The sequence below is a fragment of the Erwinia sp. V90_4 genome (assembly GCF_029967685.1).
Taxonomy (GTDB): Bacteria; Pseudomonadota; Gammaproteobacteria; order Enterobacterales; family Enterobacteriaceae; genus Erwinia; species Erwinia aphidicola.
Map to the genome: position 1 here is coordinate 175,998 of NZ_JASCAQ010000052.1, position 22,806 is coordinate 198,803.

The 22,806-nt window shown below is 55.6% G+C and carries 28 protein-coding genes, 1 other RNA gene and 1 other annotated feature; of the genes, 16 read left to right on the forward strand and 13 right to left on the reverse strand.

From position 1 onward, the window contains the following. Window positions 1-62 precede the first annotated feature (62 nt). Both glnK and amtB read left to right on the forward strand, forming a co-directional pair. Window positions 63-401: a P-II family nitrogen regulator gene (gene glnK / locus QLG07_RS14060; RefSeq protein WP_007886947.1), complete on the forward strand. Its 339-nt coding sequence runs from the start codon at window positions 63-65 to the stop codon at window positions 399-401. Between the two features lie 19 nt (window positions 402-420). Continuing rightward, window positions 421-1,722 (forward strand): ammonium transporter AmtB, encoded by a 1,302-nt coding sequence (gene amtB / locus QLG07_RS14065; protein ID WP_099754781.1) that lies wholly within the window; start codon window positions 421-423, stop codon window positions 1,720-1,722. 87 nt (window positions 1,723-1,809) lie between these two features. Here the strand turns inward: amtB and tesB are convergent, their stop codons facing one another. Continuing rightward, window positions 1,810-2,670, reverse strand: a complete 861-nt coding sequence (gene tesB / locus QLG07_RS14070; RefSeq protein WP_048916919.1) for an acyl-CoA thioesterase II — start codon at window positions 2,668-2,670, stop codon at window positions 1,810-1,812. Between the two features lie 227 nt (window positions 2,671-2,897). Between tesB and QLG07_RS14075 the strand changes: the two genes are divergently transcribed. Then, window positions 2,898-3,455, forward strand: coding sequence for a YbaY family lipoprotein (locus QLG07_RS14075; RefSeq protein ID WP_048916917.1), 558 nt, complete (start codon window positions 2,898-2,900; stop codon window positions 3,453-3,455). A 37-nt stretch (window positions 3,456-3,492) separates the two neighbouring features. Here QLG07_RS14075 and QLG07_RS14080 read toward each other — a convergent pair whose 3' ends face one another. Then, window positions 3,493-3,807: an MGMT family protein gene (locus QLG07_RS14080; RefSeq protein ID WP_048916916.1), complete on the reverse strand. Its 315-nt coding sequence runs from the start codon at window positions 3,805-3,807 to the stop codon at window positions 3,493-3,495. A 131-nt stretch (window positions 3,808-3,938) separates the two neighbouring features. On the opposite strand from QLG07_RS14080, the gene ffs reads away from it, so the two are divergent. Beyond that, window positions 3,939-4,035, forward strand: an RNA gene (gene ffs / locus QLG07_RS14085) — signal recognition particle sRNA small type. Window positions 4,036-4,099: 64 nt separating this feature from the next. Here the strand turns inward: ffs and QLG07_RS14090 are convergent. From QLG07_RS14090 to QLG07_RS14100, 3 genes are all read right to left on the reverse strand, one after another. After that, window positions 4,100-4,318: an HHA domain-containing protein gene (locus tag QLG07_RS14090; RefSeq protein ID WP_004156337.1), complete on the reverse strand. Its 219-nt coding sequence runs from the start codon at window positions 4,316-4,318 to the stop codon at window positions 4,100-4,102. Window positions 4,319-4,346: 28 nt separating this feature from the next. Continuing rightward, window positions 4,347-4,727 (reverse strand): Hha toxicity modulator TomB, encoded by a 381-nt coding sequence (gene tomB, locus QLG07_RS14095; RefSeq protein ID WP_048916915.1) that lies wholly within the window; start codon window positions 4,725-4,727, stop codon window positions 4,347-4,349. 143 nt (window positions 4,728-4,870) lie between these two features. Continuing rightward, window positions 4,871-5,224 carry a hypothetical protein gene (locus tag QLG07_RS14100; protein WP_048916914.1) on the reverse strand — a complete coding sequence of 118 codons (354 nt, stop codon included), beginning with the start codon at window positions 5,222-5,224 and terminating at the stop codon, window positions 4,871-4,873. A gap of 287 nt (window positions 5,225-5,511) precedes the next feature. On the opposite strand from QLG07_RS14100, the gene QLG07_RS14105 reads away from it, so the two are divergent. Genes QLG07_RS14105 through QLG07_RS14120 form a run of 4 tightly spaced genes read left to right on the forward strand, consistent with a single transcriptional unit; the run spans window position 5,512 to window position 8,068 of the window. After that, entirely contained in the window at window positions 5,512-5,637 is a 126-nt protein-coding gene (locus tag QLG07_RS14105; protein ID WP_263575963.1) for a hypothetical protein, read from the forward strand. Continuing rightward, window positions 5,637-6,326 (forward strand): metal ABC transporter ATP-binding protein, encoded by a 690-nt coding sequence (locus QLG07_RS14110; RefSeq protein ID WP_282469462.1) that lies wholly within the window; start codon window positions 5,637-5,639, stop codon window positions 6,324-6,326. Before QLG07_RS14105 ends, QLG07_RS14110 begins: the two co-directional genes overlap by 1 nt. After that, window positions 6,323-7,180 carry a metal ABC transporter permease gene (locus tag QLG07_RS14115; RefSeq protein WP_282469463.1) on the forward strand — a complete coding sequence of 286 codons (858 nt, stop codon included), beginning with the start codon at window positions 6,323-6,325 and terminating at the stop codon, window positions 7,178-7,180. Before QLG07_RS14110 ends, QLG07_RS14115 begins: the two co-directional genes overlap by 4 nt. A 9-nt stretch (window positions 7,181-7,189) precedes the next feature. Further along, window positions 7,190-8,068 (forward strand): zinc ABC transporter substrate-binding protein, encoded by an 879-nt coding sequence (locus QLG07_RS14120; RefSeq protein WP_282469464.1) that lies wholly within the window; start codon window positions 7,190-7,192, stop codon window positions 8,066-8,068. An 81-nt stretch (window positions 8,069-8,149) separates the two neighbouring features. Here QLG07_RS14120 and ykgO read toward each other — a convergent pair whose 3' ends face one another. The 4 genes from ykgO to QLG07_RS14140 all read right to left on the reverse strand — a co-directional run bounded on the left by ykgO (window position 8,150) and on the right by QLG07_RS14140 (window position 13,068). Then, window positions 8,150-8,293 (reverse strand): type B 50S ribosomal protein L36, encoded by a 144-nt coding sequence (gene ykgO, locus QLG07_RS14125; RefSeq protein WP_099755082.1) that lies wholly within the window; start codon window positions 8,291-8,293, stop codon window positions 8,150-8,152. 9 nt (window positions 8,294-8,302) lie between these two features. After that, window positions 8,303-8,563, reverse strand: coding sequence for a type B 50S ribosomal protein L31 (locus tag QLG07_RS14130; protein ID WP_048916910.1), 261 nt, complete (start codon window positions 8,561-8,563; stop codon window positions 8,303-8,305). Window positions 8,564-8,702: 139 nt separating this feature from the next. Beyond that, entirely contained in the window at window positions 8,703-11,852 is a 3,150-nt protein-coding gene (acrB, locus tag QLG07_RS14135; RefSeq protein WP_133624263.1) for a multidrug efflux RND transporter permease subunit AcrB, read from the reverse strand. A 16-nt stretch (window positions 11,853-11,868) separates the two neighbouring features. Further along, complete coding sequence (locus tag QLG07_RS14140) at window positions 11,869-13,068, reverse strand: efflux RND transporter periplasmic adaptor subunit (protein ID WP_282469465.1); 1,200 nt, start codon at window positions 13,066-13,068, stop codon at window positions 11,869-11,871. Between the two features lie 141 nt (window positions 13,069-13,209). On the opposite strand from QLG07_RS14140, the gene acrR reads away from it, so the two are divergent. Next, window positions 13,210-13,848: a multidrug efflux transporter transcriptional repressor AcrR gene (gene acrR, locus QLG07_RS14145; protein ID WP_062818364.1), complete on the forward strand. Its 639-nt coding sequence runs from the start codon at window positions 13,210-13,212 to the stop codon at window positions 13,846-13,848. A 7-nt stretch (window positions 13,849-13,855) separates the two neighbouring features. Here the strand turns inward: acrR and rsmS are convergent, their stop codons facing one another. From rsmS to QLG07_RS14160, 3 genes are read right to left on the reverse strand one after another with little or no spacing between them, the layout of a single operon-like run. Beyond that, complete coding sequence (gene rsmS, locus QLG07_RS14150; protein WP_099755085.1) at window positions 13,856-14,005, reverse strand: pleiotropic regulatory protein RsmS; 150 nt, start codon at window positions 14,003-14,005, stop codon at window positions 13,856-13,858. 26 nt (window positions 14,006-14,031) lie between these two features. Further along, window positions 14,032-14,277 (reverse strand): membrane protein, encoded by a 246-nt coding sequence (locus QLG07_RS14155; protein ID WP_048916905.1) that lies wholly within the window; start codon window positions 14,275-14,277, stop codon window positions 14,032-14,034. 32 nt (window positions 14,278-14,309) lie between these two features. Then, a complete protein-coding gene (locus tag QLG07_RS14160; protein ID WP_282469466.1) occupies window positions 14,310-14,846 on the reverse strand; it encodes a primosomal replication protein in 537 nt (178 codons plus the stop codon). Window positions 14,847-14,911: 65 nt separating this feature from the next. On the opposite strand from QLG07_RS14160, the gene QLG07_RS14165 reads away from it, so the two are divergent. The 7 genes from QLG07_RS14165 (at window position 14,912) to htpG (ending at window position 21,844) form a co-directional block, all read left to right on the forward strand. Beyond that, a complete protein-coding gene (locus tag QLG07_RS14165; protein ID WP_133624261.1) occupies window positions 14,912-15,289 on the forward strand; it encodes a DUF454 family protein in 378 nt (125 codons plus the stop codon). A gap of 154 nt (window positions 15,290-15,443) precedes the next feature. Then, entirely contained in the window at window positions 15,444-15,995 is a 552-nt protein-coding gene (gene apt, locus QLG07_RS14170; RefSeq protein ID WP_048916902.1) for an adenine phosphoribosyltransferase, read from the forward strand. 167 nt (window positions 15,996-16,162) lie between these two features. Beyond that, window positions 16,163-16,765: an Ail/Lom family outer membrane beta-barrel protein gene (locus tag QLG07_RS14175; protein ID WP_282469467.1), complete on the forward strand. Its 603-nt coding sequence runs from the start codon at window positions 16,163-16,165 to the stop codon at window positions 16,763-16,765. 180 nt (window positions 16,766-16,945) lie between these two features. After that, window positions 16,946-18,883: a DNA polymerase III subunit gamma/tau gene (gene dnaX / locus QLG07_RS14180; RefSeq protein WP_282469468.1), complete on the forward strand. Its 1,938-nt coding sequence runs from the start codon at window positions 16,946-16,948 to the stop codon at window positions 18,881-18,883. After that, window positions 18,219-18,280 (forward strand) — a sequence feature (DnaX frameshifting element). Its footprint overlaps the gene before it by 62 nt. A 51-nt stretch (window positions 18,884-18,934) precedes the next feature. After that, window positions 18,935-19,264, forward strand: a complete 330-nt coding sequence (locus tag QLG07_RS14185) for a YbaB/EbfC family nucleoid-associated protein (protein ID WP_048916896.1) — start codon at window positions 18,935-18,937, stop codon at window positions 19,262-19,264. Next, complete coding sequence (gene recR, locus QLG07_RS14190) at window positions 19,264-19,869, forward strand: recombination mediator RecR (protein WP_048916895.1); 606 nt, start codon at window positions 19,264-19,266, stop codon at window positions 19,867-19,869. The genes QLG07_RS14185 and recR overlap by 1 nt, the downstream gene beginning before the upstream one ends. Window positions 19,870-19,975: 106 nt before the next feature. After that, window positions 19,976-21,844 carry a molecular chaperone HtpG gene (gene htpG / locus QLG07_RS14195; RefSeq protein WP_282469469.1) on the forward strand — a complete coding sequence of 623 codons (1,869 nt, stop codon included), beginning with the start codon at window positions 19,976-19,978 and terminating at the stop codon, window positions 21,842-21,844. A gap of 90 nt (window positions 21,845-21,934) precedes the next feature. Here htpG and QLG07_RS14200 read toward each other — a convergent pair whose 3' ends face one another. Next, window positions 21,935-22,381 carry a transposase gene (locus QLG07_RS14200; protein ID WP_282469470.1) on the reverse strand — a complete coding sequence of 149 codons (447 nt, stop codon included), beginning with the start codon at window positions 22,379-22,381 and terminating at the stop codon, window positions 21,935-21,937. Between the last annotated feature and the right edge of the window lie 425 nt (window positions 22,382-22,806).

A 22,806-nucleotide genomic window follows, 5' to 3' on the forward strand; every position in this document is an offset into this window, starting at 1 on the left:
AGCGTTTGCTTAATAGATTTCGTGTCGGCAAAACAACCGTTTTTATACCTGGAGGGGATCGTATGAAGCTGGTTACCGTGGTAATCAAACCGTTCAAACTGGAAGACGTGCGTGAAGCGCTGTCGTCTATCGGCATTCAGGGCCTGACTGTGACTGAAGTCAAAGGCTTTGGCCGCCAGAAAGGGCATGCAGAATTGTATCGCGGTGCTGAATACAGCGTGAACTTCCTGCCAAAAGTAAAAATCGATATTGCGATTGCAGATGACCAGCTGGATGAAGTGGTTGATGTGATTAGCAAAGCCGCTTATACCGGCAAAATTGGTGACGGGAAGATCTTCGTTGCAGAATTGCAGCGTGTCATCCGTATTCGCACCGGTGAAACTGACGAAGCAGCACTGTAATTCGGGGCTAAGAATTGTGATGGGATGGGATAAAATGAAAAAACTCGCTAAGTTTGGCCTCGCCGGCGTGACTCTTTTACCGTCGCTGGCCATGGCAGCCGCGCCTGCGGTAGCTGATAAAGCCGATAACGCTTTTATGATGATCTGCACCGCGCTGGTGCTGTTTATGACGATCCCGGGTATTGCGCTGTTCTACGGCGGCCTGATCCGCGCCAAGAACGTGCTGTCGATGCTGACCCAGGTCGCGATGACCTTCGCGATGGTATGCGTACTGTGGATGGTTTACGGTTACTCGCTGGCCTTCAGCGAAGGTAACGCCTTCTTTGGTAGCTTTAACTGGGCGATGCTGAAAAATATCGCCCCGACCGCGCTGATGGGCTCTTTCTATCAGTATATCCACGTCGCGTTCCAGGCCTCCTTCGCCTGTATCACCGTGGGTCTGATCGTCGGCGCTATTGCTGAACGTATCCGCTTCTCTGCGGTGCTGATCTTCGTGGTTATCTGGCTGACCTTTGCCTACCTGCCTATCGCACATATGGTGTGGGCGGGCGGTTTCCTGGCTCAGGATGGCGCACTGGACTTCGCGGGCGGTACCGTTGTCCATATCAACGCCGCCGTTGCTGGCCTGGTGGGGGCTTACCTGGTGGGTAAACGTGCCGGTTTCGGTAAAGAATCGTTCAAACCGCACAACCTGCCGATGGTATTCACCGGTACTGCGATCCTGTACTTCGGCTGGTTCGGCTTCAACGCCGGCTCTGCCAGTGCGGCTAACGAAATCGCCGGTTTGGCCTTCCTCAACACCGTGATCGCCACGGCGGGGGCAATGCTGACCTGGACCTTCGGTGAGTGGGCGCTGCGCGGCAAACCTTCTCTGCTGGGCGTGAGCTCAGGTGTGATTGCCGGTCTGGTCGCTATTACCCCAGCCTGCGGTTACGTGGGGGTAGGTGGTGCGCTGATCATCGGCCTTGTCGGTGGGCTTGCAGGCCTGTGGGGCGTGACGTCACTGAAAAAATGGCTGCGCGTTGATGACCCTTGTGACGTATTCGGCGTGCATGGCGTGTGCGGCATCGTTGGCTGCATTATGACCGGCATCTTTGCCTCCTCTTCACTGGGTGGCGTGGGTTATGCCGAGGGCGTAACCATGGGCCATCAGGTCTGGGTACAGCTGTTCAGCGTCGGCCTGACCATTGTCTGGACTGCTGTTGTTGCCTTCATCGGATTTAAAGTGGCGGATATGATTGTTGGCCTGCGTGTACCGGAAGATCAGGAGCGTGAAGGTCTGGACGTCAACAGCCACGGCGAGAATGCTTACAACAACTAAGCTGAAGCTGACACTGATAAGAAAAGTAGTGCGCTAAAAACAATGACAAAGCGGGCCATTTCAGGCCCGCTTTTTTATGGCTGATGATTAAGAACGCTGACGGATCACCCCTTCCTGCACCGTTGAGGCAACCAGGACGCCCTGCTGGTTCCAGAATTCACCGCGCACAAATCCACGCGCGCTGGAGGCTGAGGTACTCTCCACGCTGTAAAGTAACCAGTCATTGAGATCGAAAGGGCGGTGGAACCACATGGAGTGGTCAATCGTCGCCACCTGCATGCCCGGCTCCAGAAAGCCTTTACCGTGCGGCTGTAGCGAAACCGGCAGGAAGTTGAAATCGGAAGCATAGCCGAGCAGATACTGATGAATACGCTTGTCAGCCGGCATGATGCCGTTCGCGCGCAGCCAGGTATAGCGCACCGGGTTGCTGGTATGGCCCTTTAACGGGTTATGAAACTCCACCGGACGGATTTCAAAAGGCTTCTCCGCGAGGAACTTATCGCGTGCCTTTTCTGGAATATACTGCGCCAGCTGCTGGGCAATCTCCCGCTCGGACGGCAGAGAATCCGGGCCGACAACCTGCGGCATGGTTTTCTGATGCTCGAAGCCGGTTTCCGGGCCCTGGAAAGAGGCGGTCATGTAAAAGATCGGTTTACCGTTCTGTACGGCTTTTACCCGGCGGGCGCTAAAGCTCTGGCCGTCGCGCAGGTTCTCCACGTCGTAGATAATCGCTTTCTGGCTGTCGCCCGGGCGCAGAAAGTAGCTGTGAAACGAATGGATAATGCGTTCCTGTGGCACCGTCTGTTTTGCGGCATACAGCGCCTGGCCCACCACCTGGCCTCCAAATACCTGGCGTAGCCCCAGATCTTCACTCTGCCCGCGAAACAGCCCCTCTTCCAGGGTTTCCAGATCCAGCAGATTCAGTAAATTTTGCAGCGCCTGGCTCATAAAACGCATCCTCAGTAATATTTCAGCCCTCAGTTTGCGAAATCCGACCAGTTACCGTCAATGACTGTTTTTGCAATCTGTGGCGCCAGGGGGAAATGCGCAAAAATCGGCGCTTCCAGGAAAAAATCAGTAAGTTGTGCCAGAATTAAGCTTACGCAGGCAGGAAAGCTCTGCCTCTTCGCGGTAATTTGGCTGTCGTAATCATTCATTGGAAGGAGAAGTTATCAATGAAAATCTGGCATGTATTAAGTGGCGCGGCTCTGGCTGTGGTAATTACAGGGTGTGCTGACAAAAGCAAAGATGTGCCGACCCCAACGCTGGGATCGCAGGTAGAAGGTCAGCAGGGGGTGATTAGGCAACCGAACGTGAGCGGGACCGTGTGGATCCGTCAGAAAGTGGCGCTGCCACCGGATGCGGTGCTGACCGTGACGCTGTCGGATGCTTCGCTGGCTGATGCACCGTCTAAAGTGCTGGCGCAGCGCGTGGTGCGCACGGAAGGTAAACAGGCGCCGTTCCAGTTTACCCTGCCGTTTAACCCGGCGGATATCCAGCCAAAAGCACGCATTCTGCTGAGTGCGGCGGTAAGCGTGGATGGCAAACTGATGTTTATCACCGATACGGTGAAACAGGTGGTCACCACGGGCGGAACGCGTCAGGACCTGACGCTGGTGCCTGTCCCTGAAATGGCGATGCCAACCACCAGTGGGGCACCAGCAACCGTGCCTTCCACTTCGCCTACCCTGGTAACGCCATCAGGCGCCGTTCCTGCGCCAACGTCGATGTAACGTTTGTCGGGCGCGGCATCCGCGCCCGAAAATTGCATTACCAGTGCCAGCGATACTTCACCAGGTCGATTTTCCCCTCGCGCGATACCTCAATCCCTTCCGCCTGCAGTGCTTTACGCTGTCTGCTGAGATCGTCACCCGTCAGCGAAATTTCACCTTTACGATTAATCACCCGGTGCCACGGCAGTTTGCTGCCTTCAGGCAGGCGCTTCAGCACGCCGCCAACCTGACGCGCCGCGCGCGATGAACCGGCCAGCCGGGCCACTTCGCCATAGGTGGTGACGCTGCCATAAGGGATCGCGGCAACAATTTGATAAATACGCTGTTGAAAACTGTCCTGTTCGATGGTCATAAGCCTATAGCGAGGAAATAATCTGCAGATCGTGCAAGAAACCAACGGTCACCAGGGGGCGGCTTGCAATTGCCGGGGGCATCATTGATAATGCCTGCGCTCTGGTTACCCAGGGCACTCAATGGGGGCCCGGTTGGTTCTCCCGCAATGCTAATTTGTGAACTCGGTCAGGTCCGGAAGGAAGCAGCCGTAACAGATGACGCGTGTGCCGGGATGTAGCTGGCAGGGCCCCCACCCAATTCTGCCTCACCAGCCCTCACGACTTCATTCGTTTCAAATCACACATCATTAGTTAGCGAACAAACTTCCATACTGCAACGGGCACTTTGTCATAAAGCTTATTCATTGTCAGTTCGGCCAGACGATGATCGGCAGCGGAATAGAATACAGCCAGTTCATCATCAGATAATTCGTACTTGTTCTTTTCGATGACGCGCTCAAGCGTGTCGATGGAACGACAGCGTCTGAGGCGCATCAGATAATCAGTTTTTGTTAAAAGTTTGTCTGTCATTATTAAACCGTAAATGAGTAATGGGTTGCTAAAACGAATGGCTGGCCTGTGTCAGGCTTGTTGCACATTCCTCTGCAAAAATGTTGAACAGTCGTTTGGCGGATTTCTGCCAGCGTTGTAAGTCCTGAACATTAATGCCGTAATTGCTGAACAGCATAAAGGTGTCATCCAGGTATTCATCAATCTGACTTATCAGATCGCTGTCCTCGATGTGCTTAATTTTGTAATTCATGGTGAATGCTGCAATATGCTCGATCAGGTCGTTAAGCTGCAGATTGGCAGCAGAGGTAGGATCGTTAACCCAGCCGTGGTGGCTGTCGCCTAACGTAGCCAGGCTTTCATCGTACAGGTTTTCACACAAAAATTTCAGCTGGGCAATATCATGCCTTCTCGGTGAGTATTCGTCCATCTTTTTCCCCTCCTAAGCTTGCGAAACAGGCCATTAAACCGCACTTTAAACATGGGTGCCAGGAAGTGATAATTACTATGCTATGTAACATCTAAACAAAATATAACTTATTTAAAATAACCTGCCGCTCGACTGACCAAATATTACAATTCATCGGACATGTTGTGGCGATCGTTATCAATGAAATCAAACACCAGCGCATCAGGAGTAAGGGTAAAATTGACCGACTGATGGGTTGTTTCACTCGCATCAATATCCAGACAGGCATTGAATACGTTCCAGCGGAAGCTGTAGTTCATTTTATAACGTGATTGTTGCAAATATTCCAGGGAAATAATTTTCAGACTTTCGGGAACATATCGCGCATTTTGTGAATACCATTCCAATGAACCAATCAGGTCATCTTCTATTTTGGGAATTATCTGTTCGATCTCATGCATTAATTCTAGTGGTTCAATGTTAGTTTGACGATATTTTAATGGTAAAGTTTTGCGCATTTTTCCCTCTCAGAGTTAAATTTTGCTTATCAGCTTAATTGCTGTAGCCGAGTGGATAAGCCAGGTTATAAATTTAGTGTAGCCTATATTGATGATTTAACAGTTAATTATTTTACTCGCACCGGCATGCTTCCGCATAAAACCATCACCATGTTGAGTTTTTTTTATATAAAAAACGCTTCAGCCATCCGGCTCCAACGTAATAATTAGATACATTTTAATGATATCCGTCCTGCCTCCATCCACGCTACTTTATTGTTATGTTATAACATTTAAGTGACTTTTTAATGAACACCTCTCCGGCTTTTATTCGCATCGGCACCTTGCTCAGCTGCCCGGCATGGCTGCGTATGGTGCTGACCTTACACCTGGTCGGCGCGCTGGCGGCGCTCACCTGGTGGGCGGCACTCTGATGATCGTACTTAATCAGCTGGTGGTTGGCTATCAGCATCGTGCGGTGACGCCGCAGTTAAATGGTGAGTTTGCACGCGGCAGCATGACGGCCCTCGTGGGGGCAAATGGCTGCGGAAAATCAACGCTGCTGAAGACGCTGTGCGGGATGTTGCCCCCGGTCAGTGGTTCGGTCAGCCTCTCTGCGCCACGACCGACCGTTGCCTGGCTGCCCCAGCACGCTGAGCTGGAGAAAACATTCCCTTTGACCGTTTTCGATCTGGTGGCAATGGGCTTCTGGCGTCAGAGTGGCTGGTTTAAAGGCTTAAGCCGCCAGCAGCGTGAGCAGGTCATGTCGGCACTGCAGCGCGTCAATATGCTGCCGTTCGCTGCCGCCGCGCCGGGAACCTTATCCGGCGGGCAGCTGCAGCGCGTGCTGTTTGCCCGGCTGCTGATACAGGACGCAGAACTGCTGCTGCTGGATGAGCCTTTTACCGGCGTCGACAGCGATACCACCGAACTGCTGCTGGCGCTGCTGGCGGAGCGGCATCAGGCCGGGGCGACACTGATTGTTGTCCTGCACGACATGGCTACGGTGGCGCAGCATTTCCCGCAGGTGTTACGCCTGAAAGAGCAGCACAGCGAATGGACCTGCCGCGGCTGCGGCGTGACCGGGCTGAGCATTAGGCGCCGTGGGGGGGCCAGCGCATGATGCTGATCCAGCCATTTATCGAATTTGGATTTATGCGCCGGGCGCTGGTGGCCTGCGTCGCGCTGTCGCTGAGCGCGACGCCGCTCGGCGTCTTCCTGCTACTGCGCCGCATGAGCCTGGTGGGGGATGCGCTGTCGCACGCGGTGCTTCCCGGTGCCGCAATCGGCTATTTGCTCTCCGGACTTTCGCTGGTCGCGATGGGCATTGGCGGAGCGATTGCCGGTCTGACGGTGGCTCTGTTGTCAGGCGCGGTCAGCCGCTATACGCCGCTGCGTGAGGATGCCAGCTTTGCCGGTTTCTATCTTGGCTCACTGGCGCTGGGCGTCACGCTGGTGTCGCTGCGCGGTTCCAGCGTCGATCTTCTGCATGTCCTGTTCGGCTCGCTGCTGGCGGTCGATACGCCCTCCATCGTGCTGGTCAGCAGCATCAGTGCGGTCACCCTGCTGATCTTCGCGCTGATCTACCGCCCGCTGACCATTGATGCCTTTGACCCGAGCTTTCTGCGCGCCCAGAACCGCTGGACTTCACCGCTGGTGCACGCCATTTTTCTGGTGCTGGTTGTCATCAACCTGGTGGCGGGCTTTCAGGTGCTTGGCACCCTGATGAGCGTCGGGCTGATGATGCTGCCTGCGGCCAGCTCCCGATTCTGGAGCCGTCATCTCGCCGGGACGCTGGCGGCGGCAATGATCATCGCCACGCTGGCCAGTTTCAGCGGGCTTTACGCCTCGTTTTACCTCTCGTTACCTGCCGGGCCCGCCGTGGTGCTGAGTGCGGCACTGTTGTTCTTTCTTTCCATTTTAATCGGTCCCTGCGGCGGCATTTTTGCCGGGCGTAAACCATTGGCAATCAGATAGGGAGTAAGTATGAAGAAGTTACCTGTGGCGCTGGCGCTGTCCGTATTGCTGGCCGCACCTGCTGCAATGGCGAAAACCGTTGAAGCGGTTGCCAGTTTTACCGTGCTGGCGGATATCGTAAAAAACGTTGGCGGCGAACACGTCGTGGTGAAAAGCCTGGTGGGACCAAATGGCGACCCGCACAGCTTTGAACCCACGCCAAAAGATAGCCAGGCGCTGGCGCATGCCGATGTCGTGTTTGTTAGCGGACTGGGAATGGAAGGGTGGATGGATCGTCTGATCGCCGCATCGGGCTATAAGGGAGAGACGGTAGTGGCTTCAGCCGGGATCAACACGCGAAAAATGGAAGAGGACGGAGAAACGGTTACCGACCCGCACGCGTGGAACAGCATGCAGAACGGTGTTATCTATGCCACTAACGTGATGAATGCGCTGATCGCCGCCGATCCGCAGGATGCAGATTATTTCCGTCAGCACGGCAGCGCCTACATTACACAGCTTAAGCAGCTGGATAGCTGGGCGCAGCAAGAGTTCAGCGCTATTGCGCAGAGCAAACGTAAGGTGCTGACCAGCCATGATGCCTTCGGCTACTTCGGCCAGCGATACGGGGTGACGTTCCTCTCACCGGTCGGTTTCTCCACCGAATCTGAGGCCAGCGCTTCCGACGTCGCCGCGCTGATCGCTCAGCTGAAGCAGGAGAAGATCCATGCCTACTTTATCGAGAATCAGACCGATCCGCGTCTGGTTAAACAGATTGCCGCTGCCGGCGGCGCGCATCCGGGCGGCGAGCTGTATCCGGAAGCATTGACCGGGCAGGGCGGTGAAGCAGACAGCTACATTAATGCTTTCAAACATAACGTCAATGCGATGGTCAGCAGCATGAAATAAGCGTCCAGCCGGTGATTAAGCTGCATAAAAAAGGGGATAGCCGCGGCTATCCCCTTGTGTTGCATGCTTGAGAGTCATCAATTAATGCTTCTTGCCACCCCGGCCCTGTACGGCCTTGAAGCGTGGGTTACTTTTGCAAATGACGAATACGCGGCCGTGACGGCGGACGATTTTACAATCTTTGTGGCGTTTTTTGGCCGAGGCCAGAGAACTTAAGACCTGCATGATGGCTCCTTACTTTTTCATCGCGCCGAGGAAGCTGCCGAAGCGCTGGTTGAAGCGTGCGGCGCTGCCCTCTTTGGCAAAATCTTTCTGCTTGCCGGTGTAATAGACGTGTGAGGCCGAAGAGACATCCAGCGTCACGTAAGGCATCTGTTTGCCTTCATGCTCAATCGTGCGATCGGTTTTGATGGTCGACCCCACGACAAACCAGGCGTCTGCCGTGGTGTCATGGAACACCACCTGGCGATAGGTTGGATGAATACTCTGTTTCATCTGTTACTCCATTTGTTATGTTATACTATAACAATAGTATGCGCCGCAGGTGAGCAAATTGCAACTGCGCGCACGCTGGAAAAAAGACAAAAAAAGAGGCCGCATTAAGCGGCCTCTGGTTCACATTAACTTGCGTGAATTAGTGATGATGATCGACTGGGTGGCTATGTTCCAGCTCTTCTTTGTTCTTACTGAAGCGGCGGCGAACCACCACGAAGAACACTGGAACGAAGAAGATCGCCAGGATAGTCGCGGTGACCATCCCGCCCATCACGCCAGTACCTACGGCGTTCTGAGCACCGGAACCCGCACCGGTACTGATAGCCAGCGGCAGAACCCCGAGGATAAACGCCAGAGAAGTCATCAGGATTGGACGTAAACGCATACGTACCGCTTCCAGAGTCGCTTCCACCAGGCCTTTGCCTTCCTTCTCCATCAGGTCCTTAGCGAACTCGACGATCAGGATGGCGTTCTTCGCCGATAGCCCTATGGTGGTTAGCAGCCCCACCACAAAGTACACGTCGTTGCTCAGCCCGCGCAGGGTGGTAAAGATCAGCGCCCCGACCACACCCAACGGTACGACCAGCATTACCGCGAACGGTATTGACCAGCTCTCGTACAGTGCGGCCAGACAGAGGAAGACCACAATCAGCGAGATGGCATACAGTGCCGGAGCCTGGTTACCGGACAGACGTTCCTGATAGGACATCCCCGTCCAGTCGTAACCAATACCGGTAGGCAGTTTCGACGCCAGGTCCTGCATCAGATTCATTGCTTCACCCGAGCTCTTACCTGGTGCTGGCTGTCCTAACAGCTCCATCGACGGCAGGCCGTTATAACGCTCCAGTCGTGGTGAACCGTAAACCCACTGCGCAGAGGCAAAGGCGCTGAACGGCACCATTTCACCGCTGCTGGCACGCACATACCAGTTGCCAATATCACTTGGCAACATACGGTAAGGCGCATCGCCCATCACGTACACTTTCTTCACGCGGCCGCGGTCAATGAAGTCATTAACGTAGGATCCGCCCCAGGCTGCCGCCAGCGTGGTGTTGATATCGGAGAGCGATACCCCCAGCGCCGACGCTTTTTCCTGGTCGATAGTCAGTTTGTACTGTGGCGTATCTTCCAGACCGTTAGGACGCACGCCTACCAGGGTATCTGAATGCTGAGCAATCATGCCAAGCAGCTGGTTACGTGCTGCGGTCAGTTTCTCATGGCCAAGGCCACCCTGATCGATCAGCTGGAAGTCAAAACCGGTCGCCGTACCCAGCTCAACAATCGCCGGCAGGTTGAACGGAATCACCATCGCATCTTTGATCGCTGACAGCGCGCCCATGGCACGCCCGGCAATCGCCGGCACCTTGTTATCTGCACCCGAACGTTCATCCCACGGTTTCAGGCTGACGAAGGCGATACCGGTGTTCTGACCACGACCAGCAAAGCCAAAGCCGTTAACGGTGAACACCGAGTTAACGTTCGCTTTCTCTTTATTCAGGTAGTAATCCGTCACCTGGTCCAGCACTTTCTGTGTACGTTCCTGCGTGGCACCTGCTGGCAGCTGGGCCATGGTCAGGAATACCCCCTGGTCTTCTTCCGGCAGGAAGGAGGTTGGCAGGCGCATAAACAGATAGGCCATGCCCACCACGATCAGCAGATAAATCACCAGATAACGACCGGTGCTGCGCACGATGTGGCCCACGCTGTCGGTGTAGTGATTGGTGCTTTTGTCGAACAGGCGGTTAAACCAGCCGAAGAAACCGGTGGTTTTGCCATGGTCGCCTTTCGCAATCGGCTTCAGCATGGTGGCACACAGTGCCGGAGTCAGGATCAGCGCGACGATAACCGACAGCACCATCGCGGAAACGATAGTAATCGAGAACTGACGATAGATAACCCCGGTAGACCCGCCGAAGAAGGCCATTGGAATAAATACCGCTGACAGCACCAGCGCAATACCGACCAGCGCGCCCTGGATCTGCTCCATCGATTTACGCGTGGCTTCCTTGGGCGGTAGGCCCTCTTCGGCCATGACGCGCTCGACGTTCTCGACCACCACGATGGCGTCATCCACCAACAGGCCGATGGCGAGCACCATCCCGAACATCGTCAGGGTGTTTATCGAGTAGCCAAACGCGCTGATAATCGCAAAGGTGCCGAGCAAGACAACCGGCACCGCAATCGTTGGGATCAGCGTGGCGCGGAAGTTTTGCAGGAACAGGTACATCACCAGGAACACCAGCACGATAGCTTCGACCAGTGTTTTCACAACTTCGTTAATCGAGATCTTAACGAATGGCGTGGTGTCATACGGATAGACGATTTTCATGCCGGCCGGGAAGAACGGCTCCAGTTTGGCAAGCTCAGCTTTTACCGCCGCAGCGGTATCCAGGGCGTTAGCACCGGTTGCCAGCTTGATCCCCAGACCCGAGGCCGGTTGGCCGTTATAGCGTGCAATAATCTCGTAGTTCTCACCACCCAGCTCGATATGCGCCACGTCGCTCAGACGGACACGCGAACCGTCGCTGTTCACTTTCAGCAGGATCTTACCGAACTCTTCAGCCGAGGTCAGACGCGTCTGCGCGATGATCGAGGCATTCAGCTGCTGGCCTTTCACCGGTGGTGAACCACCGAGCTGACCGGCCGCCACCTGGGCGTTCTGGGTGTTGATGGCGCTGATCACATCGACCGGCGTCAGTGAGTAGTTGTTGAGTTTATGCGGGTCCATCCAGATACGCATCGCATACTGCGCCCCGAACAGCTGGGTATCACCCACGCCGGAGACACGACTAATGGGATCTTTAATATTAGAACCCACGTAGTCGGAGATGTCGTTCTGCGTCATGGTGCCGTTATCGTTGATGAAACCGGCAACCATCAGGAAGCTACTGGAGGATTTCTGAACTTTAATCCCCTGCTGCTGTACTTCCTGCGGGAGCAACGGCATCGCCAGCTGCAGTTTGTTCTGAACCTGCACCTGCGCGATATCAGCATCGGTACCGGACTGGAATGTCAGAGTCAGCTGCAGCGTACCCGAAGAGTCGCTGCTTGAACCCATGTACATCAGGCCGTCGATGCCGTTCATGTTTTGTTCGATAACCTGCGTGACGGAGTCCTGCAAAGTTTTCGCATCGGCACCCGGGTAGGTGGCGGTGATCTCGATTGCCGGTGGAGCAACGTTAGGATATTGCTCAATCGGCAGTTTCAGGATCGACAGCGCACCCGCCAGCATAATAATGATGGCGATAACCCAGGCAAAGATGGGGCGATCGATAAAGAACTTAGCCATGTATCAGCGGCTCCTGTTAAGACTTCGGTTGTTCAGACTGTGCCTGAGACTGAGGGGCTTCTTTGGCACTGTCGTCGCTAACTTCCTGTGGGGTCACCGCCGCACCGGGTTTCACACGCTGCAGACCGGTGGTGATCACACGATCGCCATCTTTCAGACCTGACGTGACCAGCCATTTGTCGCCGAAAGCTTGATCGGCTGTCACATTACGCACTTCAACCTTGTTATCCCCACCGACAACCATGGCAGTCGCCTGGCCAGTTGGCGTGCGGGTGATGCCCTGCTGAGGAACCAGCAATGCATTTGGGTTGGTGCCTTCATCCAGGCGAGCTCGTACGAACATGCCTGGCAGCAGGTTGTGGTCCGGGTTAGGGAACACTGCACGCAGTGTGATGGAGCCGGTGGTCTCGTCAACGGTGACATCAGAGAATTCTAATGTTCCGCTCTGCGAGTATTCTTTACCATCCTGCGTTAACAGTTTGACTTCAGCTTTGCCGTTGGTCTGCTGCAGCTGGCCGGATTTCAGCTCGTCGCGCAGACGAATAAAGTCTTCGCTCGACTGGGTTACGTCAACGTAGATCGGGTCCAGCTGCTGCACAGTTGCCAGAGCGGTGGTCTGAGCACTCTGCACCAGCGCACCTTCGGTGACTGAGGATTTACCAATGCGTCCGCTGATAGGCGAGGTCACTTTGGTATAGGCAAGGTTAATACGGGCAGATTCAACGGCTGCCTGTGCTGCCTGAACGGCGGCGGCGGTCTGGCTCTGGGTGGCTGCCGCGGTATCGTAATCCTGCTGACTGATGTACTTAGTACCCAGCAGAGGCTTGTAGCGTTTTACGGTTAAAGCGGCGATCTGCGCGTTGGCCTGAGCCTGTGCGAGGTCACCTTTGGCGCTGTCGTAAGCGGCCTGATAAGTGGCCGGATCAATTTGATACAAGGATTCGCCAGCCTTGATATCACTACCCTCAACGAAGTTGCGTTTCAGAATAATGCCGGAAACCTGTGGGCGAACTTCTGCAATACGGAACGATGAGGTGCGACCCGGCAGGTCGGTGGTAATTTTAAGCGGTGCGCTTTTTAGCGTCGTGATACCCACTTCAGGGGCCTGTTGCTGACCGGCCTGCTGAGAATCTTTGTTATCACATCCTGTTAGCACTAAGCTGCCTGAAAGCATCAGAACGGCCGCCAGAGGCGTTAACCCTCTGTTTTTGTTCATAAATAAACCTCGAGTGTCCGATATCGATTGTTCAATGGATCACAAACCCATAAACCCATTGCTGCGTTTAAATTATGGTCGTGCTATGGTACATACATTCGGAAATGTATGTAAGTCTAACGCTTTGTAAAAAACACCCTCATGGCACGAAATACCAAACAACAAGCTCAGGAAACGCGAAATCACATCATAGATGCGGCTATTGAGCGCTTTTCTGAACATGGCGTTTCTAAAACGTCACTGGCTGATATTGCCGCAAGTGCTGGCGTGACGCGGGGTGCAATCTACTGGCATTTCAAAAATAAAACGGATTTGCTCAATGAGATTTGGGCACAGTCCGAATCCGGAATGGCAGACCTGGAGCTTGAGTATCAATCAAAATACCCGGCGGATCCACTCTCTGTTATGCGAGCTATGTTGCTGTATGTCCTTGACGCGGCAGCCACTGATCCGAGAAGACGTGCACTTATGGAAATTATTTACCATAAATGTGAGTTCGTCGGTGAAATGACTACCCTCCAGCTAATGCAGCAAAATCTCTATCTTGAATGTTATGAGAAGATAGAAGAGGTTTTACAACAGTGTATTGATGCAAAGCAACTTCCGGAAAATCTTAACACGCGTCGCGTTGCTGTAGTGATGCGTGGCTACATTAGCGGCATCATGGAAAACTGGCTGTTTATGCCGGAGAGCTTTGATCTCGCCGCCGACGCGCCGCAGCTGGTGGACACGCTGATCGAGATGCTGATCGGGTGCCCAACCTTGCGCAAGCCAGCATAGCGCGAAATTATGAACGTGCGGCGACTTTCTGCTCGAAATCTCGCTGCACAATCGCCAGCGCTGCCAGCACGGTTTCTGGCGCTATCTGATTCTCTTCCAACAGCATAATCAAATCCACGGCCAGTTTGACCTCTTCCGGTGCAGTATCCAGCGACATACGTCTTCCTTATAATGATAAAAATTTCAGATGCGCAGCATTCTGACCACGCCAACCATGACCAGCGCGCCGGCAAACGCGGCCAGCAGCGCCCGCGGGTGGAAGATTGCCAGCGTCCCGTAGTCAAAATAACTGCTGACATAGCCGCCAATCAAGGCACCCACTGCAGTCAATAACAACGTTGGCATCAGGCCGCCGGGGCGGCCGGGGAAAAAACGGCGTGCAATAACGCCCACCAGCAAACCGGTTACCATCCAGCTAATCAGCCCCATAGCGGCCTCTCTTTCAGCGAGTTATCATCCGATTATAGCCCGCGCTCGCGATTTTCGATGCCGCGCTCAATTCGCTTCAACGCCTGCAGGCAGCGCTGCAAACGCCCTTCGAGTGCAGCCACCTCACGCTGGAGTTGCTGCTGCTGTGCCAGCGTTTCCTGCACGGCCAGCAGACTTTCCCGGTCCTGAATCATCGCCCGCAGGCGGCGCTCAAAATCCTGATGTTCGGCCAGCTTTTCATACAGGTTCTCGCGCACCGGCGCCGCGCGGGTCTCACTGCCGCGCATCTTGAGCGTTGCCAGTTCGCGCTGCATGGCGCTCATCTGCAGCACCACGCGTTCGGCCATCCATGCCACGCTTTCCGGGCGATTATCCCTCACGCTCTGTTTTAACAGCGCCATGGTCTGTCTGACTTCCTGCAGATAATCGCCCAGGCGGGTAGAGTGGCTGTGAAATAACTGATGGTCAAAGCGCGCCTGCGCATTACGTTTATTAGCATGCGGCTCGACAGCCTGCGCCAGCTGTTCCAGCTGCGTTTCCAGTTGTTGCAGTAAAGCTGCGCTTTTCATCGTGTTCTCCAGGGCAGTATTGCGGCTATGATACCCTGTTTAGAGCCAATTTTTTCGGGTACGCCATGCAACGTTATCTTCTTATTACTCTTGGCTGGTTGGCGGTGGTACTGGCCACGCTCGGCGTGGTACTGCCGCTGCTGCCAACCACGCCATTTTTACTGCTGGCGGCCTGGTGCTTTGCCCGGTCTTCTCCGCGCTTCCATCACTGGCTACTGCACCGCTCGGTATTCGGGCGCTACCTGCGTCACTGGCAGCAGCATCGGGCAATGCCACCGGGCGCCAAGGGCAGGGCGATCCTGTTTATTCTGCTGACCTTTGCCTTTTCCTTGTGGATGGTCAAAATTCTCTGGGTACGCCTGCTGCTGCTGGCGATACTCTGCTGCCTGCTGATCTTTATGATCCGCCTACCAGTGGTTGACGAAGAGCAGGAAAAGCGCTGATTTCGCTAAACACGGTTGCAATTGTCCGGCGTTTTGCCTAGATTTGGTCGTTTTCGTGCGCGGCTTTCCCCCAGTGTTTGAATTTCACCCGGCTTTATCGTCGTGCGTGAAGCAAGCCGCGTGAGTCAGATTTGTATTTACCAGGCACAACACTATGACCGCGACTGCGCAGCAGCTTGAATTCCTTAAAAACAGTATCAAAAGCATCCCGGACTACCCAAAACCGGGCATTCTCTTTCGTGACGTCACCAGCCTGCTGGAAGATCCGAAAGCGTATGCGTTGAGCATTGAGCTGTTAGTTGAACGCTATCGTCACGCTGGCATCACCAAGGTGGTGGGCACTGAGGCGCGCGGTTTCCTGTTCGGCGCACCGGTTGCGCTTGGGCTGGGCGTGGGCTTCGTACCGGTGCGTAAACCCGGCAAGCTGCCGCGTAAAACTTTTGCCGAAAGCTACGAGCTGGAGTACGGCACCGACCAGCTAGAGCTGCATTGTGATGCTATCCAGCCGGGTGACGTGGTGCTGGTGGTTGACGATCTGCTGGCGACCGGCGGCACGATTGAGGCCACCGTGAAGCTGATCCGCCGCGCGGGCGGCACCGTGAAAGATGCCGCTTTCATCATTAATCTGTTTGACCTCACCGGCGAATCACGCCTTAAGGCGCAGGGCATTGAAAGCTACAGTCTGGTGAACTTCCCCGGTCACTAAGATTTTGCGGGGCGGCTGGTCCGCCCCGATCTCTCCTCATCTGCTTCTCTCCCTGTACACCAAATGCCTTCAGCCGCTGTTCGGCACAAAAAGCAGCGATTCCTCCCCCCTGATGCTTACACTTGTGCGGCAAAATGCAGCCGTCACCGTGATTAAGGAAGTTCGGGATGAACAAAATCGCTACCGTTACTACTCTCCTCGCCGCTCTGGCGGGTGCCACAGCCGCAAACGCCGCTCAGACTAAGGCCCCTGTTGATTATCAGTACCAGACAAAAGATATCAGCGGGCTGCACACCTTCACGCTGGGATACGCCCAGAGCCACATTCAGCATTTCAACAATATCAAAGGTCTTAACCTTAAATATCGCTACGAAATCCCTCAGCTGCCGCTCAGCGCGATGGTGTCTCTCACCTGGATGAACGGGCGCGGTAGCCAGTTTGCACAGTTTGATGGCGCCTCAGAGAATAAATACCATCGCGTGCGCTACTATTCGCTGATGGTGGGGCCGGCTTATCGCATCAGCCATTGGGCCAGTCTCTACGCGCTGGCTGGCCCGGGTTGGGAAAGCAGCACCAACATCACCCACTATCGAGATGCTGCTGGTGAACATACCGGGCGCAAAAAAAGGGCCAGTTCGCGTTTTGCCTGGGGGGCGGGAATGCAGTTCAACCTGATTGATAACCTGGCGCTGGACGTCGGTTATCAGGGCGGTCACCTGCAGAATACGTCCAGTCACGGCTTCAACGTTGGCGTGGGGTATCGTTTCTAACTACCTCCACAACCTTCATCTTTTACAGCCACAGGATCGTGGCTGTTTGTCTGATATCTGCGCCCTTAGCCGCGATAAAGTGATTGAATAAGACGAGCAAGCCGGGAACTGTTATAGTTGCTCACTCTGGTTTATCACGACCTTGTACACCCATTCATTCCAATCGATGATGAAGTCTTAATGAGCTATCAGGTACTGGCCCGCAAGTGGCGTCCGCAAGCGTTTACTGATGTTGTCGGTCAGCAACATGTTCTGACCGCGCTGGCTAACGGTTTGTCCCTTGGCCGCATCCATCACGCCTATCTTTTCTCCGGCACCCGTGGCGTTGGTAAGACCACCATTGCCCGCCTGCTGGCAAAGGGGCTGAACTGTGAAACCGGCATAACCGCTACCCCGTGCGGGCAGTGTGACAACTGCCGTGAAATCGAACAGGGGCGCTTTGTCGATCTGATTGAAATCGATGCTGCTTCCCGTACTAAAGTGGAAGACACGCGCGATCTGCTGGATAACGTCCAGTACGCTCCGGCCCGTGGTCGTTTTAAAGTCTATCTGATCGATGAAGTTCACATGCTCTCGCGCCACAGCTTCAACGCGCTGTTGAAAACGCTGGAAGAGCCGCCGGAGCACGTCAAATTTCTGCTAGCCACCACCGACCCGCAAAAGCTGCCGGTGACTATTCTGTCGCGCTGCCTGCAGTTCCACCTCAAGGCGCTCGATCAGGAACAGATCCGCGGCCAGCTTGAGCACGTGCTGAAGGCCGAACAGATTGCTGCGGAAACGCGTGCACTGCAGCTGCTGGCGCGTGCCGCAGACGGCAGTATGCGCGACGCGCTGAGCCTGACCGATCAAGCCATCGCCATGGGGCAGGGGCAGGTGACCACCGCCACGGTGAATGACATGCTCGGCACCCTTGACGACGAACAGCCGCTGGCGCTGATTGAAGCGCTGGTTAATGCCGACGGTGAACAGGTGATGGCGCTGCTGACTCAGGCCGCATCGCGCGGCGTGGAGTGGGAAGCGCTGCTGGTGGAGATGCTCACCTTGCTGCACCGCGTGGCGATGATCCAACTGCTGCCTTCAGCGCTCGGTGATGACATGGCCGCGATTGAACAGCGGCTGCGTGAACTGGCGCGGGTGCTGCCACCGGCAGATGTACAGCTCTATTATCAAACGCTGCTGATGGGGCGCAAAGAGCTGCCGCTGGCGCCGGATCGCCGCATGGGCGTCGAGATGACGCTGCTGCGTGCGCTGGCTTTTCATCCGAAAGCGGTGATTGCTGAACCGGTTGCACGCCCGACCATGACGCCACAGGCGACTGCTGAGGTGATGCCTGCACCGGATGCCGCGCCGCCGTCCAGCCCGCCTGCAGCGCATACCGTGGAGTCCCCGCCACCGCAGGGATTACCGGATACCACCAGCCAGCTCCTACAGGCGCGCACGCAGCTGCTGCGCCATCAGGGGGCGAGTAAGCCAAAAAAGAGTGAGCCGGCGGCGCAGGGTGCGCGGCCGGCAAGCTCGGCACTGGAGCGCCTGGCCGCCGTTACCGAACGCGGGCAGCAGCGCCTGCAGCAGGCCGCAGCGCAACCCGCCGCGCCGGTAAAGGAAGAGGCCTACCGCTGGAAAGCGCTCAATCCGACAGAAGTAAAAACGGAAAAGGTCGCCACGCCAAAAGCGCTGCGCACCGCACTTGAGCTGGAAAAACATCCGGAACTGGTGGCGAAGCTGGTTGCTGAGTCATTACAGCGTGATGCCTGGGCTGCCGAGATCGCTGCGCTTACGATGCCAAAACTGGTGCAGCAGCTGGCGCTCAACGCCTGGAAAGAGCCGACCGAAAACGGCATCTGCCTGCATCTGCGCTCCAGCCAGCGCCATCTGAATTCGCCCTCGGCGCAGAAAGCGCTGAGTGATGCCTTGAATGCTGCTTCCGCACACCCCATTGAATTAACCGTGGTGGAAGATGATAATCCGGCGGTGCTGACCCCGCTGGAGTGGCGGCAAAAAATTTACGAAGAGAAACTGGCGCAGGCGCGTCAGTCGATTATCACGGATACTCATATCCAGACACTGCAGCGATTTTTCGACGCTGACGTAGACGAAGAGAGTATCCGACCTGTTTAACCCGCCGCATTATCACGTGATGATGTGGCCTGAGCTGAAGAGAGAGAACTTATGTTTGGTAAAGCCGGATTGGGCAACCTGATGAAGCAGGCCCAGCAAATGCAGGACAAAATGGCGCAGGTGCAGGAAGAGATCGCTGCGATGGAAGTGACCGGTGAATCTGGCGCTGGCATGGTTAAGGTCACCATCAACGGTGCGCACAACTGCCGCCGCGTGGAAGTGGATCCAAGCCTGCTGGAAGATGACAAAGACATGCTGGAAGACCTGATTGCTGCGGCATTCAATGATGCCGCACGTCGCGTTGCTGAAACCCAGAAAGAGAAAATGGCGGCCGTTTCCAGCGGAATGTCTCTGCCACCTGGCTTCAAGATGCCATTCTGATGCAAACCAGCCCGCTCCTTGAAGCACTGATGGAGTCGCTGCGTTGCCTGCCGGGCGTCGGGCCGAAGTCGGCACAGCGCATGGCTTTCCAGCTGTTACAGCGCGACCGCAGTGGCGGTATGCGACTGGCGCAGGCCCTGACGCGGGCGATGTCGGAGATTGGTCACTGTGCCGACTGCCGGACATTCACCGAGCAGGAAACCTGCACCATCTGCGCCAACCCCCGGCGTCAGCAGAACGGCCTGATCTGCGTGGTGGAAAGCCCGGCAGATATTCACGCCATTGAGCAGACCGGGCAGTTTGCCGGGCGCTACTTTGTGCTGATGGGCCATCTGTCGCCGCTGGATGGCATCGGGCCGAATGATATCGGCCTCGATCGCCTTGAGCAGCGGCTGGAAAAAGAGTCAATTCAGGAAGTGATCCTCGCCACCAACCCGACGGTTGAAGGCGAAGCTACCGCCAACTACATTGCCAGCCTGTGTGAACAGTATGGTGTGGACGCCAGCCGCATCGCGCACGGCGTGCCGGTGGGCGGCGAGCTGGAAATGGTCGACGGCACCACGCTGTCGCACTCTCTGGCCGGGCGCCTCAAGATTAAATTCTGAACAATCAACGGCACGAGTTGATCGTGCCGTCTTGAAATCCCCAAATATCCCCCCACTTATATCCTCAACGTTCATCAACCTGTTCTTAGTTGAGGTAGCAATGACCATGAAAGGACAAGAGACCCGTGGCTTCCAGTCAGAGGTAAAACAACTTCTGCACCTGATGATCCACTCCCTCTATTCAAATAAAGAAATCTTCCTGCGTGAGCTGATCTCAAACGCCTCTGACGCCGCCGACAAGCTGCGCTTCCGTGCGTTATCCACCCCGGACCTTTACCAGGGTGACGGCGAGCTGCGCGTACGGGTTTCGGTCGACAAGGAAAAACGCACCCTGACGTTGAGCGACAACGGTATCGGGATGCGTCGTGACGAAGTGATTGAAAACCTCGGTACCATTGCCAAGTCAGGCACCAAATCCTTCCTCGAATCACTGGGTTCAGACCAGGCGAAAGACAGCCAGCTGATCGGCCAGTTTGGTGTTGGTTTCTACTCGGCGTTTATCGTGGCCGATAAAGTGTCAGTCCGCACCCGCGCAGCCGGCGCTGCCGCCGATGAAGGCGTGTTCTGGGAATCTGCCGGTGAGGGCGAATACACGATCGCCGACATCACTAAAGAAGATCGCGGCACGGAAATCACGCTGCATCTGCGCGAAGGCGAAGATGAGTTCCTTGATGCATGGCGCGTGCGCAGCATTATCAGCAAGTATTCCGACCATATTGCCCTGCCGGTAGAGATTGAAAGCCATAACGAAGAAGACAACACCACCAGCTGGGAAAAGATCAACAAAGCGCAGGCGCTGTGGACGCGTAATAAGTCTGATATCAGCGAAGACGAATACAAAGAGTTCTACAAACACGTCGCGCATGACTATACCGACCCGCTGACGTGGAGCCACAACCGCGTTGAGGGCAAGCAGGAGTACACCAGCCTGCTCTACATCCCGGCGCAGGCGCCGTGGGATATGTGGAACCGCGATCACAAGCACGGCCTGAAACTGTACGTGCAGCGCGTGTTCATCATGGACGACGCCGAGCAGTTTATGCCGAACTATCTGCGCTTCGTCAAAGGGCTGATCGACTCTAACGACCTGCCGCTGAACGTCTCGCGTGAAATCCTGCAGGACAGCCGCATCACGCAGACCCTGCGCGGCGCATTGACTAAGCGCTCCCTGCAGATGCTGGAGAAAGTGGCGAAGGATGATGAAGAGAAATATCAGAAATTCTGGCAGCAGTTTGGTCTGGTGCTGAAAGAAGGCCCGGCAGAAGACAGCGGCAACGTGGCGACCATCGCCAAACTGCTGCGTTTTGCCAGCACCAGCAGCGAAGGTCCGGCGCAGACCGTGTCGCTGGAAGATTACGTCAGCCGCATGGTGGAAGGGCAGGAGAAGATTTACTACATCACTGCCGACAGCTATGCCGCAGCGAAAAGCAGCCCGCATCTGGAGCTGTTCCGTAAGAAAGGCATCGAAGTGCTGCTGCTCTCCGACCGCATCGACGAATGGATGATGAGCTATCTGACCGAATTCGACGATAAGTCTTTCCAGTCGGTGAGCAAAGCGGATGACGCGCTGAGCAAACTGGCCGATGAAGAGACCGAAGAGCAGAAAGAAGCGGAGAAAGCGCTGGAGCCGTTCGTGGAGCGCGTGAAAACGCTGCTGGGTGAGCGCGTGAAAGAGGTGCGCCTGACGCATCGTCTGACCGACACTCCGGCGATTGTCACCACCGAAGCGGACGAAATGAGCACCCAGATGGCGAAGCTGTTTGCTGCTGCTGGCCAGGACGTGCCGGAAGTGAAGTATCTGTTTGAGCTGAACCCGGATCACGCTCTGGTGAAACGCGCCGCCGATACGCAGGATGAAGCCCGCTTTGCCGAGTGGGTCGAGCTGCTGCTGGACCAGGCGCTGTTCGCCGAGAAAGGCACGCTGGACGATCCTAACCAGTTTATCCGCCGCATGAACCAGCTGCTGCTGGGTTAATCGCCTCTGTCCAACGGGCGAGGTATGCCTCGCAGTTGGGCAGATCGCAGTAAGGGTCGGGCAAGTGCCTGACCCTTTTTTTATCCTGCTTTATTCCCGCAAACACCAGCGCGCCGGGTTGTTCAACATATACTCGCGCACATGATTTAATTCCCTCTCATCACGTATTACTCGCTCCCAATATCCGCGCTGCCACAGCTTAGCTCCCGCAAACATTTTGCCGATCTCTCTGCTCACTGCCGCTTTATAACTGCCAATGATGGTGCTGAGCGGGTGCTGGTTGCCATCCGATATGATCAGAATGCAGTGGAGGTGATTGGGCATAATGATAAAGCTGTCGGGCAGGCATTTGGGAAAATGTGCTGTCAGGCTTTGGAGTAATTCCCGTGCGATTATCCCCCTCTGATTCAGCCAGCTTTGATTGCGCGTACAGCGTCCGAAATAGTGTTTTTTGTTCAGGCAGCACAGGGTCAGATAATAATATCCCGGCTGACGGTAGTCGTAGTGTTTAAGGCGCAGAGACTTCCTTTGGTGCATGAGATCCTCCTTTTTGAGAAGCATATCAGCGCCTGGCATTACGCGGGTTTTTGGCGTGAAGATAGTCGGCACGGCTCGCAAAATGGCGGGCGAGGCATGCCTCACCCCTACGATAATCGTCGTTGGGGGCGGGCATGCCTCACCCCTACGATAATCGCCGTGGGGGACGGGCATGCCTCGCCCCTACGTTAATCGCCGTGGGGGGCGGGCATGCCACGCCCCTACGTTAATCGCCGTGGGGGGCGGGCATGCCTCGCCCCTACGATAATCGCCGTGGGGGGCGGGCATGCCTCGCCCCTACGTTAATCGCCGTGGGGGGCGGGCATGCCTCGCCCCTACGTTAATCGCCGTGGGGGGCGGGCATGCCTCACCCCTACGATAATCGCCGTGGGGGGCGGGCATGCCTCGCCCCTACGTTAATCGCC

Excerpts from the sequence above, each read along its gene's own strand:
- dnaX (WP_282469468.1), top strand. The coding sequence starts at position 16,946 with ATGAGCTATCAGGTACTGGCCCGCAAGTGGCGTCCGCAAGCGTTTACT.
- QLG07_RS14115 (WP_282469463.1), top strand. The coding sequence starts at position 6,323 with ATGATGCTGATCCAGCCATTTATCGAATTTGGATTTATGCGCCGGGCG.
- QLG07_RS14155 (WP_048916905.1), bottom strand. The coding sequence starts at position 14,277 with ATGGGGCTGATTAGCTGGATGGTAACCGGTTTGCTGGTGGGCGTTATT.
- QLG07_RS14185 (WP_048916896.1), top strand. The coding sequence starts at position 18,935 with ATGTTTGGTAAAGCCGGATTGGGCAACCTGATGAAGCAGGCCCAGCAA.
- glnK (WP_007886947.1), top strand. The coding sequence starts at position 63 with ATGAAGCTGGTTACCGTGGTAATCAAACCGTTCAAACTGGAAGACGTG.
- QLG07_RS14075 (WP_048916917.1), top strand. The coding sequence starts at position 2,898 with ATGAAAATCTGGCATGTATTAAGTGGCGCGGCTCTGGCTGTGGTAATT.
- htpG (WP_282469469.1), top strand. The coding sequence starts at position 19,976 with ATGAAAGGACAAGAGACCCGTGGCTTCCAGTCAGAGGTAAAACAACTT.
- QLG07_RS14100 (WP_048916914.1), bottom strand. The coding sequence starts at position 5,224 with ATGCGCAAAACTTTACCATTAAAATATCGTCAAACTAACATTGAACCA.
- QLG07_RS14160 (WP_282469466.1), bottom strand. The coding sequence starts at position 14,846 with ATGAAAAGCGCAGCTTTACTGCAACAACTGGAAACGCAGCTGGAACAG.
- amtB (WP_099754781.1), top strand. The coding sequence starts at position 421 with ATGGGATGGGATAAAATGAAAAAACTCGCTAAGTTTGGCCTCGCCGGC.
- apt (WP_048916902.1), top strand. The coding sequence starts at position 15,444 with ATGACCGCGACTGCGCAGCAGCTTGAATTCCTTAAAAACAGTATCAAA.
- QLG07_RS14080 (WP_048916916.1), bottom strand. The coding sequence starts at position 3,807 with ATGACCATCGAACAGGACAGTTTTCAACAGCGTATTTATCAAATTGTT.
- tomB (WP_048916915.1), bottom strand. The coding sequence starts at position 4,727 with ATGGACGAATACTCACCGAGAAGGCATGATATTGCCCAGCTGAAATTT.
- ykgO (WP_099755082.1), bottom strand. The coding sequence starts at position 8,293 with ATGCAGGTCTTAAGTTCTCTGGCCTCGGCCAAAAAACGCCACAAAGAT.
- QLG07_RS14090 (WP_004156337.1), bottom strand. The coding sequence starts at position 4,318 with ATGACAGACAAACTTTTAACAAAAACTGATTATCTGATGCGCCTCAGA.
- QLG07_RS14165 (WP_133624261.1), top strand. The coding sequence starts at position 14,912 with ATGCAACGTTATCTTCTTATTACTCTTGGCTGGTTGGCGGTGGTACTG.
- QLG07_RS14130 (WP_048916910.1), bottom strand. The coding sequence starts at position 8,563 with ATGAAACAGAGTATTCATCCAACCTATCGCCAGGTGGTGTTCCATGAC.
- recR (WP_048916895.1), top strand. The coding sequence starts at position 19,264 with ATGCAAACCAGCCCGCTCCTTGAAGCACTGATGGAGTCGCTGCGTTGC.
- QLG07_RS14200 (WP_282469470.1), bottom strand. The coding sequence starts at position 22,381 with ATGCACCAAAGGAAGTCTCTGCGCCTTAAACACTACGACTACCGTCAG.
- QLG07_RS14175 (WP_282469467.1), top strand. The coding sequence starts at position 16,163 with ATGAACAAAATCGCTACCGTTACTACTCTCCTCGCCGCTCTGGCGGGT.
- acrR (WP_062818364.1), top strand. The coding sequence starts at position 13,210 with ATGGCACGAAATACCAAACAACAAGCTCAGGAAACGCGAAATCACATC.
- acrB (WP_133624263.1), bottom strand. The coding sequence starts at position 11,852 with ATGGCTAAGTTCTTTATCGATCGCCCCATCTTTGCCTGGGTTATCGCC.
- QLG07_RS14120 (WP_282469464.1), top strand. The coding sequence starts at position 7,190 with ATGAAGAAGTTACCTGTGGCGCTGGCGCTGTCCGTATTGCTGGCCGCA.
- QLG07_RS14140 (WP_282469465.1), bottom strand. The coding sequence starts at position 13,068 with ATGAACAAAAACAGAGGGTTAACGCCTCTGGCGGCCGTTCTGATGCTT.
- QLG07_RS14105 (WP_263575963.1), top strand. The coding sequence starts at position 5,512 with ATGAACACCTCTCCGGCTTTTATTCGCATCGGCACCTTGCTCAGCTGC.
- tesB (WP_048916919.1), bottom strand. The coding sequence starts at position 2,670 with ATGAGCCAGGCGCTGCAAAATTTACTGAATCTGCTGGATCTGGAAACC.
- rsmS (WP_099755085.1), bottom strand. The coding sequence starts at position 14,005 with ATGTCGCTGGATACTGCACCGGAAGAGGTCAAACTGGCCGTGGATTTG.
- QLG07_RS14110 (WP_282469462.1), top strand. The coding sequence starts at position 5,637 with ATGATCGTACTTAATCAGCTGGTGGTTGGCTATCAGCATCGTGCGGTG.